Below are 14,927 nucleotides of genomic sequence, written 5' to 3' on the forward strand. Positions count from 1 at the left end.
GGTTTATAATGCCCTTTTGGGTATATTGGATGGCCATTGATGGTTTCAAGGAACATTGAGAAGCAACTGACACTGCTAGCCTGAAACGGGCGCAATAAAATACGCCCTGCCGCTGGGGGTCGGCAGGGCGCGTTGGCTGCGGTGAGAAAGAAGCGAAATCGTGTGGGACTATTTCGGTTCCAGCCGGACCGCGCCATCAATGCGAATGGTCTCGCCATTGATCATTTCATTTTCACAGATATGCATCGCCAGACGGCCATATTCATACGGATCGCCCAGGCGTTTCGGGAACGGCGTATTGGCCGCCAGACTTTCCTGAACTTCATTCGGCAGACCCATCAACATCGGCGTGCCAAACAGACCCGGTGCGATGGATGTCACCCGAATGCCATGGCGCGCCAATTCACGCGCGGCCGGCAGGGTCAGCGACGCCACCCCGCCCTTGGACGCGGCATAGGCGGCCTGTCCGATCTGGCCTTCAAATGCCGCAATCGATGCGGTGTTGATAATCACCCCGCGCTCGCCGGATTCTGATGGGGTGTTCTGGCTCATCGCATTAGCGGCAACCCGCATCATGTTAAATGTGCCGATCAGATTGACCGTGATCACCTTGGAAAAGGCTTCAAGATCGGCCGGGCCTTCGCGCCCGACAGTTCGCTCGCCATGCACGATCCCGGCACAGTTCACAAGGATCGACGGAATACCGATCTCCTTGACCACTTCGGAAATCGCGTACTCGACACTTTCTGCATTGGAAACATCAACGCCATAATCCACACCGCCAAGTTTGGCCGCTGTCGCCTTGGCCCCGTCTTCATTCAGATCAAAGGCCGCAATCTTTGCCCCGGCATTTGCCAGTGTCTCTGCCGTCGCCGCCCCAAGCCCGGACGCAGCCCCGGTAACAATGGCAATCGAACCCTTGATTTGCATGACGTGAAGCCTCCAGACGCATGTATTTCTGATTAATTTGGTATTTGTATACCAAATTATATCTTTTGGCAGCAAGGGCTATTCTGATGGTGTCAAACGGCTACTTCGTCGAGGACGGCGGATCAAGATCGCTTGCCGTGGCCGATGGTCCGCGCTTGATGCGGTTGGCTTCGCGGTTAAGTTTTGCTTCGCGTCGCGCGATATAAAGCGCGGATCCGACAATCAGAACCGCCCCGGGCAGAAGCCAGATTTCGGGAATTTCACCAAATATCACCAACGCAATGACCGACACAAACGGCAGGCGCAGGTAATTGAACCCGACGACAAAGCCGTAATCATAGACCCGAAACGCATTGGTATTGCCGATCTGCGTCAGGTTGGCCATGAACGCGCCCGCCACCATCAACAAGATCGTCTCAAGGCTTGGCGTCTGCCAGACAAAAAGTGCGGGGATCAGGGTCATCGGGGTTGTCAGCACCATCATGTAAAGAATGATGGTGGTCGGGTTTTCCGTCCGCGAAAGCGATTTGATCGTCATGCCGGCCGATGCCATGCAGATCGCAGCTGCAATCGGAAACAGGCTTGCCAGTTGCACGGTCTCATCACCCGGTCGGATAATGACCAACACTCCGCAAAACCCGACCAGAAGGGCAGCGATCCGGTATTTGCGGATTGTCTCGCCCAGAAAGATCGCGGCCAGAATGGTGCCAAACAGTGGCACGGTAAAGTTAAGCGCGGTCGCCTCGGCGAGCGGCATATAGGCAATGGCCGAAAACCAGAAGCTCATCGCCCCCATCGACAGCACCGCGCGCAAACAAAACATCGGGAAACGTTTGGTTTTAAGCGGCGTCAGGCCGGCGCGAAGCGCAAGTGGTGCAATGAATAAAAGCCCAAAGAAATTTCGGAAAAACACCGCCTGAAGCGGGTGAATATGCTCGGTCGCAAGGCGGACAAACACCGAAAACACCGCCGCACTGAACGATGCCATCAACCCGAACGCCGTTGCCTGCAAATAAGGCGGCAGGGAATTGAACCAGTTACGCATCGGGTTGATCTTTCACCGGCCCGTTGCGATCAATCTTGGTGGCCGGTATGGCTTGCGGGTCGGCCGGGGCTGTGGTCGGAAGCCGGGTTTGTGTCTTGGCCCGTTTGGCCAACACTGCCTCGCGCCGCGCGATATAAAGCGCCGATCCAATGATCAATGCCGCCCCCGCCCAGGTCCAGAAATCCACCACCTCGCCAAACATGATATAGGCAAGGGCTGCCACAAACGGCAGGCGCAGGAAGTCAAAGATCATGACATAGGACTGATCGGCCGTGCGATAGGCCCGGACCAGCAATTGCTGCCCGGCGGTGCCAGCAACCGCAATCACCAGCAGGATGAACATCTGCCACATGGTCGGTCCCTGCCAATACATCAGCGCCGGGACCAATGACAAAGGCGTCATGATCAGGCCCATCCATGTCACGATGGCATTGGCACTTTCGGTCCGCGAAAGCATCTTCACCGTCGTCATCGCACACGCCATGAAAACTGTCGCGCCAAGGGCCAGGATCGCACCGGTCTCAAGGCTTTGGCCAAACGGGCGAATAACAACCATCGCCCCGACAAAGCCGATTGCAATCGCACTCCAGCGCCGCGCACGCACGGTTTCACGCACAACAATGGCGGCAAGAACCGTGGTCAGGATCGGCAGGGTAAAGTTGATCGCAATAACCTGTGCGGCTGGCGACAGCGAAAGGGCGGTAAAGATGCAGGACATTGCCCCGAAACCAAGCAAACCGCGCAGGAAATGCAGCTTGAACCGCTCGGTCTTTAGTCCGCTCCGCCCGTGACGCACCATCCAGGGCACCATCGGCAACAAACCGAACAGGTTACGGAAAAACGATGCTTCGAACGGGTGAAGGTCGGCTGTGACATAGCGGATGAAAACGGCCATTACCGCAAAACACATTGCAGCACTGATCATCAACAGGGCGCCCATCAGGGCTGCATTGTCAGAAGTAGCGCGAGGTAAAATCATTACATTTATAGGTTAGGGTCAAAACCCATGTCCATAATCGTCCCGGTCTCCCGGATTTGTGCGGATATGCGGAGCGAAACCTTAGGAAGATCTAGTTCTTTCAAATTTTTGCGACAAAATTGCCCGTTCAAATCCGGGTGATCCGAAGGACAACTGATATGAGAGAAAGCCTCTGCGTCAAACCCCTCGACCGGGGATCACCCCGCTCTGCGGACTTTTCCTAGCTTTTTCTCTCATATCAGTTGCCGGGTCGGTCATGGACATGAGTTTTGACCCTACGCACCTGCCCGGAAAAAATCCAGCACCCGCACGTTGATATGCCATGGTGATTGCGCATGGCAGCCTCGGCAAATTTGGCGAACAGTTCGCGTGAGGCCGTTTTTCGTGTAAGATCAACGCCATCAAATCCATTCAGGGGGAAGATTAATGGATGCAATTGATCGCAAACTGATCGACATCCTGCAGGAAGATGCGTCGCTGTCCTATTCGGTTTTGGGAACCAAGGTCGGCCTGTCGGTCTCTGCAGTGAATGATCGTGTGCGCAAACTGCGCGAACAGGGGGTTATTCAGGCCTATCGTATTTCGGTGGATCCCAGGGCGATTGGACGTGCCTTGACCGCGCTGGTCTGGCTGCGCACCGACCCGGCCAAGGGCAACAAGAAACTGGTAAAATCCCTGATCAAGGCCGATGAAGTGCTCGAATGTCATCACATGACCGGACGCTTTGATTTTCTCGTCAAACTGCGCCTGCGTGATACTGCCCATCTGGAATCGTTTATTTCCGACACGATCAAGGAAATGCCCGGTGTTGTAGAAGTTCTGCCGGAAATCGCCTTGTCGACGTCAAAGGAAACGCTGTTTGTTCCAGCAGAAGCCGAAAACGACTGATCGATTTACGCCACCCGGAAATATTTTGATGAAAAGCCGGGTGATGGCATTGCCGGTCATCATTTCCTAAGTATCTGAGTGTTATTGCTTTGTGAGTTGCCAACGAACAGCTTGATCCGCCCATTGTGAGATCCGAAAACAGGAGCCCCCGAAATGATTGAATCGATGAATCTGGTGATCCTGATTGCATCGATTCTGGTGGTGGTTGCTGTTTTCACCAGTCTGGTCAGCTTCCGGGTCGGCGCACCCTTGCTGCTGGTGTTTCTGTTTGTTGGTCTTGGGGCGGGCGAAGATGGCATTGGCGGCATCATGTTCGACAATGCGCCGCTGGCCTATTTCATCGGCTCCATCGCACTCGTCCTGATCCTGTTTGACAGTGGTTTTGAAACCCAGTTTCGAACGCTGAAAATCGCGGCCGGGCCATCGCTTGTTCTGGCGACATTCGGGGTGCTGATCACCACCGGCGTGATTGGCGGGGTCACCTGGCTGGTGCTCGATGTGCCCTGGCTGGTGGCACTTTTGTTTGGCGCGATTGTCAGTTCCACCGATGCGGCGGCGGTGTTTTTCCTGTTGCGCGTGGGCGGCATCAATCTGCGTGATCGCACGCGCAGCACGCTTGAAGTTGAGTCGGGATCAAACGACCCGATGGCGGTGTTTCTCACCATCTCGCTGGTCGAACTGATCATCCTTGGCGGTGGCGACAATATCGCGCTGGAACTCCTCCAACGTTTTGTGCTGCAGATTGGGCTGGGCGGTGTGTTCGGTCTTGCCGGGGGCTATGCCCTGGTCTGGATGATCAACCGGGTCAAACTTGAACCCGGTCTGGTGCCGATCATTACCATGGCATTGGCACTCAGCCTGTTTGGCGCGACCAGTATCCTGGGCGGCAGTGGCTTTATGGCCGTCTATGTTGCGGGGCTTTATGCCGGCAACAGCAAGATGCAGATGAGCGTCGGGGTCCGACGCTTCCAGCATGTCACCACCTGGCTGGCCCAGATCGCGATGTTTGTCACGCTGGGCCTTCTGGCGACCCCGTCCGAATTCGGCGCGGTGATTATTCCGGGCGTCATTCTGGCCCTGGTTTTGGTGTTTGTTGCCCGTCCGGTTGCGGTCTGGCTGTGCCTGATGTTCTTTAACTTCTCGCGCAATGACACGGCCTTTATTTCATGGGTTGGTTTGCGCGGGGCTGTGTCGATCCTGCTTGCCATCGTGCCGATGGTCGAAGGCGTGCCCGAAGGGCAGCTTTTGTTTAACACCGCCTTTATCGTCGTCATCACATCCCTTCTGTTGCAGGGCTGGACGATCCGCAAGGTTGCCAATTGGCTGGGTATCATCGTGCCGCCGCGCCATGGTCCGGTGGACCGTATTGATCTGGAATTGCCCGGCAACGCCAATCAGGAAATCGTGGTTTATCGCGTGCATGAAGCCAGTGCGGTGGCGACCGGTCAGCGCATTCCGCGCTGGGCACGCCCCAGCCTGATCTTGCGCGATGGTGCGTCGCTGCGGCCCCATTCCGCCGGGCCCATTCAGGCAGGCGATCAGGTCTATATCATCACCCCGCCGCGCCATGTCGACCTGCTCGATCAACTGTTTGCCGGTCCGGCCGAAGGCGCCAATGACATCGAACTGTTTGGTGATTTCAGTTTCCCGGCGGACACAAAAATTGCCGACATCGCGCGCCTTTATGGCTTTGCGGTTGACGAAGATGACGTCGAACTGACCGTGGCGACCATCATGGAACGCGAACTTGCCGGCGACCTCGAACTGGGCGATCGCCTGCCCTATGGCACGGTCGAGCTGATCGTGCGCCGCACCGATGACGAACATGGTGTGATTGAAGTCGGCCTGGCGGTCGAGCAGCAAAAAACCAAACCCAAACGCCGCATCCCGATTTTCCACTCACGCAGTGAGTTGCTTGAAATCTGGAAGGACTGGCAAAAACGCAAGCGGGCTGAAAAGAACTCAGTCCTTCAGGCCAGAACCACCACCCCGGCCGATGCCGTCATTGTCGATGCGACAGGCGCGCCAAAGGCTGTCGTTTCGGAAACCAACGACGCCGATCCGGACCCGACACCTGCTGAAGACGAAGAAGACAGCAAAAAGACCGAGCCCAAATAAGCTCAATTTACCCTGCTAATTGATTAGCCTGTCTAATGCCCGCATCAAGAATACTGGTTTTGGGCCGGGCAAAAACGGCTATAAATTCTGCCCCAGCATATGGGTATGATGCCCCAATTTTACGGAGAATGAAGATGAACGGTGCGGCCTATTTCGAACGCATGGCGCATTACAATATCTGGGCCAACAAACATGCCTATGATGCCTGCGCGAAATTGCCAAAGGCCGAACTGGATGCGCCCCGCCGCACCTTCTTTCCGTCAATCATGCGCACGCTGAACCATCTTGTCGTGGCAGATCGCCTGTGGATGGGCCGGTTGCTTGGCAGTCCGGTGACCATGGCGCTTGATACCGTGCTGTATGAAGATTTCGATGAGCTGCGCACGGCACGCGAAGCCGAAGATCAGGCCATTCTGGAATTCACCCGCAACCTGACTGACGCCGAAGTCTCATCCGATCTGACCTATCAGTCGGTCACGGCTGGCGCCTATACCATGCCGCGCGATCTGATCATGGGCCACATGTTTAACCATCAGACCCATCATCGCGGCCAGCTGTCCAACATGCTGATCGAAGCGGGTTCCGGCCCGCTTGAGATCGATCTGATCTATTTCGGGCGGGAGCTGTTGGCATGATCGAGCTTCTCATTGCCTATACGCCGTTTCTGATTGCCGCCCTTCTGCTCAATATCTCGCCCGGGCCGGACATGGCCTATATTGTCGGGCAAACCGCCGTGCATGGGCGCAAGATCGGTTTGTTCTCCTCGATTGGCGTGATTTCCGGTGCCTTTGTCCATGTCCTCGCGGCAACCTTTGGGCTCTCGGCGATCCTGGCAACCTCGGCCCTGGCCTTTGCCATCGTCAAATGGATCGGGGTGGCTTATCTGGTCTGGCTTGGCATTGGCGCACTGCGCAGCAGCTTTGCCAAGTCTGAGGCAGATGAAGCATCTGATGCGCCCGCCGCACCGATTTCAACCAAACCGATGACGGCCTTTGCCGCCTGGCGCCAGGGGGTGATGATTGATGTGCTGAACCCCAAGGTTGCGATTTTCTTCATGGCCTTCCTGCCGCAATTCATTGATCCCGCACGTGGCAATGGGGCGGTTCAGTTTTTGTTACTCGGTCTGATGGTGCTTCTGATCGCCTTTGTGGTCGAAGGCATGCTGGTTTTGGCAGTGGCCTCGGCCGCAGGCCGGATCAAGGGCAGCCGCAAACTCGGCGCGTGGCTGCATCGTGCGCTTGGCGCCATGTTCATCGCCCTTGGCGTGCGCCTTGCCATCACCCAGCAATAAGCAAACTCGGCCAAGTGTGGGGGCAGGCGTGGTTTGTTTGCTGCCCCGCCCGACCATCCCTTATCAGGATTTCCTTGCCAGATAACGCACCAGTGCCCGCGATGCCGGGGCGGCGGAAATGCCGTGTGCGAGGATGCTGATGCAAATGATCATGGTGCCGGCGGCAAACAGGGGCCTGAACTCGCCCGGGTCAATCATGGTCGCCATGATCAGCATGTAAATGACCGAGGCAATGCCGCGCGGCCCGAACCAGCCGATATAAAGCTTCTCGCCCAGGCTATAGGGACTGCCAATCATGCAGACCCACACGCAAAGCGGGCGCAGAATGGCAAGGCTTGCGATGGAAAACACCAGCATCGACCAGGTCCAGGCATCATAAAGCGCTGGCACGACAATCAGGCCAAAGACAAAAAAGGTCAGCATGGTCAGAAGCTCTGACTCGGCCTCGCCAAAGCTTTCAATCGCATCCTTGACCGCATCGCTTGAGATATTAAGCGCAAGCCCACCGGCAAAGGCGGCAACAAAGCCATTGCCGCCCAGTTCCTCGGCCAGCAGGAAAATGAAAAGGGCGGCCAGAACGCCCAGCAACCTTTCAAACCGGGCCACAATGGTGCGGTGCCTGACCGCGTGATTGACCACCTGACCAATGACATAGCCACAGACTACCCCGATGACAGCGCCAATCGAAATCTCAAGCAGCGCTTCCGCGACCCAGCCCTGACGCCCGTCACTGAGTAAATTGGCTTCAAGCAACACCGCCGTTGTGAAAACCGGCAGGACCAGGCCGTCATTCAACCCGCTTTCAATATTGATGCCCTGGCGCACCGGATCGGGCACGCCCTTGTTTTCCAGCACCGGTCGGCCAAGCGCGGCATCGGTCGGGCTGACAATAAGGGCAAGGATGAGGGCCGGCACGAGGCCGACGGAGGGATCAAGCCCGACGATAAAGGCCCACGTCACCCCGATGGTCAGCGGCAACCCCACCAGCAAAAGCCGGATCGCCACATTGCGCGCGGCACTTTCCTTACGGTAATCGAGCACCGCGGCATCAAGGAACAAAATGATCGCGAGCGTCATCTCGGCAAAGCCGGTGGCAAAATGAATGCTGCCCGAAAGCGCATCCATCGGCGCGCCGTGCCAGATGCCCAGCGGCAAGGCAACGAGCATCCCGGTCAGCACCATCATCATCGGTGATGAAATATTGCGCCGTTGCAGGCGGCGCGATTGCAGCCCATAGACCAGCCCGGAGCCGAGAAAAAGAATGATCACCCATTCAAACATGGCACTGCCCAACCTGTTGCCCTGATCAGTGAATTTTGCCCGAAAGGTGCGTGATCGCCAAATGGTTAGCGCATCAACGGCCTTACGCGATGGCCTTTTGCAGGACCGCAAGCCCCTCGGCATGGGCGCGTTTGTCGCCACTGGCAATCACCAGATCACCGCTATTAATCGTCAGGCTGTTGCCTTCCCAGTCGGTGATCACACCGCCGGCCCCCTCGATCACTGGCACAGCGGCACAGAAATCATAGGGCTGCAGGTTTGACTCGACCAACACATCGCCAAACCCCATGGCAATCAGGCCATAGCCGTATGAATCAATGCCGTAAATCGGCTGTTTGGCTGCGCCAAAAGCCGCCTCATATCCGGCAATGGCCTTTTTGGTGACGAAAAGATCCGGTCCGGTGGTTAAAATGGTGGCATCTTTCAGGTGCGCGCATTCGCGTGCCGTGACCGGTTGGCCATTTAACGTCGTCGGCTGGCCTTCCACCCCGATCCAGCGTTCACCCAGGATCGCCTGATCAATTACACCCAGCACCGGCTTGCCATTGCGGCACAGCGCGATCAGGGTATTGAAGCTCGGCTTGCCGGTAATGAACGACTTGGTGCCGTCAATCGGGTCAAGGATCCAGACATATTCCGCATCAAGATTTTCCGGCCCGTATTCCTCGCCCAGAATGCCATGGTCGGGCAGTTCCGCATTGATCAGGTCGCGCATGGTGCGCTCGATCGCCCGGTCGGCATCGGTGACAAGGCTGGCATCGCCCTTTTCATCGATTTCAAGCGGCCTGCGGTAATAGCTTTGCAGCACAGGGCGCGCCGCATCGGCAAGCTTGTGGGCCATGGCAAGAAACGGGTGGTCGTTGGTCATCAGATATCCTGTGTCGGGCAGTATGGGGCAGGGGTTAGTGGGCAAGGGGCGGCGCGAAAATCACGCCATCGCTGCCTTGATGGTCGTCAGAACATCCTGATGGCAGCGCGCATCACCACTGGCCACCACATCACCGGCACTGTCGATACCAAGCGGCTTGCCCGCCCAGTCGGTCATCACCCCGCCAGCACCCTCAACCACCGGGACAAGCGCGCAGAAGTCATAGGCCTGAAGCCCGATCTCAACCACGGTATCGGCAAGGCCAAGGGCGGTCAGGCCATAGGCATAGGCATCCACCCCATACATCGGCACCCGGCATCCCTTGGAAACCGCGTCATAGGCTTTTTTTGCGTCTCCCGCAAACAGCTCCGGTGCGGTGGTAAAGAAGGTCGCGCTTTTCAGGTCGTCGCATTCGCGCGCGCTGACTTCGCTACCATTCATCGTGCTTGCCTGGCCCATCACACCGACCCAGCGTTCATCGGTAATTGCTTGGTCGATAATGCCCAGAACCGGTTTGCCGTTGTGGCAAAGTGCGATCAGGGTCGCAAAGCTCGGCTTGCCGGAAATAAACGATTTGGTGCCGTCAATCGGGTCCAGCACCCAGACATATTCCGCGTCGACATTTTCCCGGCCATGTTCCTCGCCCAGAATGCCATGATCGGGCAACTCGGTATTCAGGATATCGCGCATGGTGCGTTCGACTTCGCGATCGGCAATCGTCACCGGGCTGTCATCGGCCTTTACATCAACCGCGACCGGAGTGCGGTAATATTTGCGCACGACCGGGCGTGCGGCATCGGCCAGCTTGTGGGCGATTTCCAAAAACGGATCGAGATTTTCCATAAAGGCATTCCTGCAAGCGGTTGTGTTCGGGCGGGATATGGCCGGTACTATTTCCGCTTTGCACCAAGAACGCAAGGATGCCCTTTGATATCCCCCGGGTCACATCCCCAAACGCAAACAGGGAACAGTTTCCTGTCCCCTGCAAAATCGGTGCTGACCTGAAATATTCAGTCAGGCGATATGATTACTGTGCGGTGGTTGCCTCAACGGCGTCACCGGCTTCCTCGGCTGCTTCATCAACCGCCTCGGCAGCTTCGATTGCGGCCGGATCAGGCAGGGCAACCGGGTTGTCGGACTTGATGTTCAGCCAAGCAATAACCGCAGCACGGTCAGAAGCCTTGCGCAGGCCACCAAAGCTCATCTTGGTGCCATCGATATAGTCACGCGGCTTGTACAGGAACTCGTTCAGCTCTTCAAAGCCCCAGGTGCCACCGTGGTTGGCCATGCCGTCAGAGTAGGAGAAGTCATCCTTGTGGGCAAAGGCCGCACCAACGATGCCATACAGGTTCGGGCCGGTTTTGTTCGGGCCGCCTTTTTCGACATCATGGCAGGATGCGCATTTCTTGAAGACTTTCTCGCCGTCACCCATATCGGCCGAAGCCAGCATGGCAAGAATCGGTTCCGGACCAGCTGGTGCCGCCGGAGCAGCAGCAGGGGCACTTGCGCCCGCCATCACATCTTCAGAGAACGGATATACCGGTGCTTCCAGTTCTTCGGGACTGACCAGCGCGCTGCCGACCTTGCCGACAACCACTACCAGAAGCACAGCACAAATAACACCGGCGACGATCTTGTTGATTTCCATCGTGTTCATGACGGGACCCCGTTACAGCCTAATCACTCTCAGGTTTTATCTTTATGTTCTACCCATGCGTTTCCGGCAATCCTCATTGAAGAGAAACACACGTGTAACCGCTGGCAAAACTGGTTGATGGGAAACTATACGTTTCAGCGATTTGCATCAACCTTTCTTAAACACCAAGGCGAATATCCATGCTTTAGAACTTTCGTCTAGTGTTGTTTGAAAAACGATTCCGCCTTTCGCCTGCCCACCAAAACCGGCTAATGTCGCGCCGATTCATACCTGTGTTCTGCCATCGCTTGTTCACATCACGCTTTGCGCAAGATCAAAAAACGGGTGTTTTGTGCCTGAACGGAGTGAAGAAATGTCGACCCCGCGCAATCCTGTCGTTGTAATTCCCGCCCGAATGGCGTCCACGCGTTTGCCCAATAAACCGCTGGCCGATATCTGTGGCGAACCAATGATCGTTCAGGTTTGGAAGCGCGCGACGGAAGCGGGAATCGGCCCGGTTCTGGTGGCCTGCGCCGAACAGGAAATCGCCGATGCGGTCACCGCTGCCGGTGGTATTGCCGTTCTGACCGACCCCGACCTGCCCAGCGGATCGGACCGCGTCCATCAGGCGCTTGAGGCTTTTGATCCCGACGGCAAGTTTGATGCCGTGGTCAATGTGCAGGGCGATCTGCCGACCATTGACGCGGCGGATATCCGCGCGGTGTTTGAACCGCTGGCCGATCCCGATGTCGATATCGCGACTCTGGCCGCTGAAATCAAACGCGACGAAGAACGCACCAATCCCAATGTGGTCAAGGCCGTCGCGGCCTTTGGGGCTGGCCGTGTTGCGCGCGCCCTTTATTTCACCCGGGCAACTGCGCCTTATGGCGACGGGCCGCTTTATCATCACATCGGTCTTTATACTTATCGCCGTGCGGCGCTGGATCGGTTTGTAACCCTGCCACCCGCCGAACTTGAAAGCCGCGAAAAGCTCGAACAGCTGCGCGCGCTTGAAAACGGCATGGTGATCGCGGTTGCCCTGGTCGATGGTGTGCCGCTGGGGGTCGATACCCCCGAAGACCTTGAACGCGCGCGACTTGTCTTGGGCGCGTAATTGGGGTTTTCTATCCGACCGCACCGCAATGGGGTGCGGCTCTATAACAAGTCTTTATGCTTACTTCAGGAAACAGCCAGATGACTGCGCAACAAAGGATCGCTTTTCAGGGAATGCACGGTGCCTATTCGGATCAGGCAGCCCGTCGCGCCTTTCCGGGTGCAACGACAGTACCGTACAGGACCTTTGAAGGCGCATTTGGCGCGCTCGAAGAAGGCGAGGTCGATCTGGCAGTGATCCCGATTGATAACACGCTGGCCGGTCGTGTCGCCGACGTGCACCACATCCTGCCTGAATCCGGTGTTCATATTATCGGGGAAACCTTCCTGCGCATTAACCACGCGCTGGTCGCCGTCCCTGGTACGAAGATCGAAGACATCAAGGAAATCCACAGCCACGTTCACGCGCTCGGCCAATGCCGTAAACTGCGTAAGGAACTGGGTGTGAATGCCGTGGTCGGCCCCGATACCGCCGGCTGTGCCAAGGAAGTCGCTGATCGTGGCGATAAATCCATCGCTGCCATCGCGCCTGTACTGGCGGCCGAGATTTATGGCCTTGATGTGCTCCGGACCGAGGTCGAGGATGCGGCGCACAACACCACGCGCTTCATCATCCTGGCCCGCGAACCGCTTGATATCGCCAATGATGGCACCCCGGTCGTGACAAGCTTCGTTTTCCGGGTGCGCAACGTCGCCGCCGCCCTTTACAAGGCACTTGGCGGTTTTGCCACCAATGGCATTAACATGACCAAGCTTGAAAGCTACATGGTCGAAGGTCAGTTCACCGCGACCCAGTTCTTTGCCGAAGTCGAAGCCCATCCCGAACAGCTCGGCCTGCGCCACGCGCTCGAAGAACTGCAATTCTTCTCGCATGAGGTCCGCATCCTCGGCGTCTATCCGGCCCATCCCTTCCGCAAGGATAACCATCCCCCGGCGGAATAGACCCGCAGCAAAAGCAAGAATCAAAAAGGGCCGGACATTAATTTGTCCGGCCCTTTTTCGTGGTTTGGGAACTTACGCCCCGGCTTGCTTGAGCAAGTCAGACGAGAACCGCTTGATGATCTGGGTCAGCTCGCTCGAACGGCTTGAAAGCTCGGCGGAGGCTGATTTCAGTTCATCTGCTTCCTGTGTCGTGCTCTGGGCATTGTTCATGGTGTCTTCAACACTGTTGGAGATATCCTTGACGCCATCCGCACTGCGGTTGGCATTGCCCGAGATTTCCTGTGTTGCGGCACCCTGTTCTTCAATCGCCGCTGCAATCGCGGTCGAGGCACCGCGAACCTGTTCGATGGTTTCCGAAACCCGCGAAATGCCGGTCACCGCACGTTCGGTGCCATCAATGATGTCATTGATCTGGGCGGCAATCTCGTCGGTTGCCTTTGCCGTCTGGGTCGCCAGGTTTTTGACCTCGTTGGCGACAACGGCAAAGCCTTTGCCCGCTTCACCGGCGCGCGCAGCCTCGATGGTCGCGTTCAGGGCCAGAAGGTTGGTCTGGGCGGCGATGTCGTTGATCAGGCCGATGATTTCCTTGATCTTCTCGACCGTTTCCGACAGGCCGGCGACATCATTGGATGCGCTTTGGCTTTCATCGGTTGCCCGCTCGACCGTGTTCGACATCTGGGAAATCTGAACATTGATTTCCGTGATCGACGATGACAGCTGCTCGGTCGCGGCCGCAACGGCATCGACACTTTGCGATACTTCACCCGCAGCCGACGCCGCATGCTGGCTTTGACCCAGGATGCCATCGGCATTTTGCGCCATGCTGATTGCAAGCTCATTGCTGCGCTGGACTGATTGATCCAGGGCACCGGCAATGCCGCCGACCTCAGATTCAAGTTTGGATGCGATTGCGCGGATATTGGCACGGCGTTCTTCGTCGGATTTTGCCTTGAGACCATCCGCATCGGCTTCAAGCTGCTGGGCCTGTGCCGATTTGTCACGCAGGGCCAGAACCCCTTCGCCCATATCGCCGATTTCGATAAACCGGGAATCGGTTTCCACGGGCGCATTGTAATCGCCCTCGGCAATGGCGCGGATGCTGTCATTCAGCCCGACAATACCGCGCGTGATCCGGGTGCCGACAATCCAGGACAGGATACCGGCAATCACGATGGCGATGGCCGAAATGATCACGATATGGGTGATGATGGATACGAATTCCGACTGGACGTCATCCATGTAAACACCAGCACCAAGCGCCCAGTTCCATTCGGTGATTGGGCGGACATAGGCTGCTTTTTCAATCAGCTTGTCGCCTTCGCCGGGCTTTTTGGTTTCATAGGTAATAATGTCGCCGCCCGCCTTGGCCGCGTTGACGATCATTTTGCGCACCCGGCTGTCGGGATTACAGGCTCCGACATCTTCCGGGCTGAGCGGATCAAGCACCATGCAGTGATTATAATCGGCGGCATAAATATAGTTCTCGCCATCGAACCGATAGGCATTGAGCACTTCAAGCGCTGCGGCCTTGGCGTCGGCTTCGCTCATTTCGCCGCTTTTGGCTTTGGCGACATAGCTGTTGACGATGGTCACGGCACCTTCGGTCAGATGCGAAATCTGTTCGAATTTTCCGTTACGCAGGCTTGTTTGGTAGTTCAAGGACACTGTCGCGATGATGGCAAGAAGCACAACCAGACAGATAGCAGGGATGGAAAAGATCCCCGTCAGAACGCGAAACCGCATGGAATTCCCCTTCTAAAATGCAGTTCTCCACTCGGTACATGTTATTCTTGTCCTAAAGGGTTAATTTAAAAAGAAACTTTCGTCGCATAATCA

Annotated in this window: 14 protein-coding genes; 6 read left to right on the plus strand and 8 right to left on the minus strand. The window is 56.7% G+C overall.

Annotated features, from left to right (window positions below):
- Positions 1-168: 168 nt before the first annotated feature.
- The 3 genes from ACXAIA_RS02825 to ACXAIA_RS02835 form a co-directional block, all read right to left on the minus strand.
- Positions 169-930 (minus strand): SDR family NAD(P)-dependent oxidoreductase, encoded by a 762-nt coding sequence (locus ACXAIA_RS02825; protein ID WP_475348004.1) that lies wholly within the window; start codon positions 928-930, stop codon positions 169-171.
- A gap of 100 nt (positions 931-1,030) precedes the next feature.
- Positions 1,031-1,975 (minus strand): DMT family transporter, encoded by a 945-nt coding sequence (locus tag ACXAIA_RS02830; protein ID WP_475348005.1) that lies wholly within the window; start codon positions 1,973-1,975, stop codon positions 1,031-1,033.
- Positions 1,968-2,954, minus strand: a complete 987-nt coding sequence (locus ACXAIA_RS02835; protein ID WP_475348006.1) for a DMT family transporter — start codon at positions 2,952-2,954, stop codon at positions 1,968-1,970. Before ACXAIA_RS02835 ends, ACXAIA_RS02830 begins: the two co-directional genes overlap by 8 nt.
- Before the next feature lie 426 nt (positions 2,955-3,380).
- Here ACXAIA_RS02835 and ACXAIA_RS02840 point away from each other — a divergent pair, with 426 nt between their 5' ends.
- The 4 genes from ACXAIA_RS02840 to ACXAIA_RS02855 all read left to right on the plus strand — a co-directional run bounded on the left by ACXAIA_RS02840 (position 3,381) and on the right by ACXAIA_RS02855 (position 7,251).
- Entirely contained in the window at positions 3,381-3,842 is a 462-nt protein-coding gene (locus ACXAIA_RS02840; protein WP_475348007.1) for an Lrp/AsnC family transcriptional regulator, read from the plus strand.
- A 153-nt stretch (positions 3,843-3,995) separates the two neighbouring features.
- Positions 3,996-5,960 (plus strand): potassium/proton antiporter, encoded by a 1,965-nt coding sequence (locus ACXAIA_RS02845; protein WP_475348008.1) that lies wholly within the window; start codon positions 3,996-3,998, stop codon positions 5,958-5,960.
- 134 nt (positions 5,961-6,094) lie between these two features.
- On the plus strand, positions 6,095-6,595 hold the full coding sequence (locus ACXAIA_RS02850; protein WP_475348009.1) for a DinB family protein: 501 nt from the start codon (positions 6,095-6,097) through the stop codon (positions 6,593-6,595).
- Positions 6,592-7,251 (plus strand): LysE family translocator, encoded by a 660-nt coding sequence (locus ACXAIA_RS02855; RefSeq protein WP_475348010.1) that lies wholly within the window; start codon positions 6,592-6,594, stop codon positions 7,249-7,251. The genes ACXAIA_RS02850 and ACXAIA_RS02855 overlap by 4 nt, the downstream gene beginning before the upstream one ends.
- A gap of 63 nt (positions 7,252-7,314) precedes the next feature.
- Here the strand turns inward: ACXAIA_RS02855 and ACXAIA_RS02860 are convergent, their stop codons facing one another.
- The 4 genes from ACXAIA_RS02860 to ACXAIA_RS02875 all read right to left on the minus strand — a co-directional run bounded on the left by ACXAIA_RS02860 (position 7,315) and on the right by ACXAIA_RS02875 (position 11,057).
- Entirely contained in the window at positions 7,315-8,532 is a 1,218-nt protein-coding gene (locus tag ACXAIA_RS02860; protein WP_475348011.1) for a cation:proton antiporter, read from the minus strand.
- An 82-nt stretch (positions 8,533-8,614) separates the two neighbouring features.
- The gene (gene hisN / locus ACXAIA_RS02865) at positions 8,615-9,400 is read right to left on the minus strand and encodes a histidinol-phosphatase (RefSeq protein ID WP_475348012.1); all 786 of its coding nucleotides are present in this window, start codon (positions 9,398-9,400) and stop codon (positions 8,615-8,617) included.
- Between the two features lie 60 nt (positions 9,401-9,460).
- Entirely contained in the window at positions 9,461-10,243 is a 783-nt protein-coding gene (gene hisN / locus ACXAIA_RS02870) for a histidinol-phosphatase (protein ID WP_475348013.1), read from the minus strand.
- Between the two features lie 184 nt (positions 10,244-10,427).
- The gene (locus ACXAIA_RS02875) at positions 10,428-11,057 is read right to left on the minus strand and encodes a c-type cytochrome (RefSeq protein WP_475348014.1); all 630 of its coding nucleotides are present in this window, start codon (positions 11,055-11,057) and stop codon (positions 10,428-10,430) included.
- A gap of 352 nt (positions 11,058-11,409) precedes the next feature.
- Here ACXAIA_RS02875 and ACXAIA_RS02880 point away from each other — a divergent pair, with 352 nt between their 5' ends.
- Together ACXAIA_RS02880 and ACXAIA_RS02885 are read left to right on the plus strand one after the other, a co-directional pair.
- On the plus strand, positions 11,410-12,150 hold the full coding sequence (locus ACXAIA_RS02880; RefSeq protein WP_475348015.1) for a 3-deoxy-manno-octulosonate cytidylyltransferase: 741 nt from the start codon (positions 11,410-11,412) through the stop codon (positions 12,148-12,150).
- A gap of 80 nt (positions 12,151-12,230) precedes the next feature.
- Complete coding sequence (locus ACXAIA_RS02885) at positions 12,231-13,091, plus strand: prephenate dehydratase (RefSeq protein WP_475348016.1); 861 nt, start codon at positions 12,231-12,233, stop codon at positions 13,089-13,091.
- 72 nt (positions 13,092-13,163) lie between these two features.
- Here ACXAIA_RS02885 and ACXAIA_RS02890 read toward each other — a convergent pair whose 3' ends face one another.
- Positions 13,164-14,834, minus strand: coding sequence for a methyl-accepting chemotaxis protein (locus tag ACXAIA_RS02890; protein ID WP_475348017.1), 1,671 nt, complete (start codon positions 14,832-14,834; stop codon positions 13,164-13,166).
- Positions 14,835-14,927: the final 93 nt, after the last annotated feature.

The sequence above is a fragment of the Thalassospira sp. ABL2_045 genome (assembly GCF_056161285.1).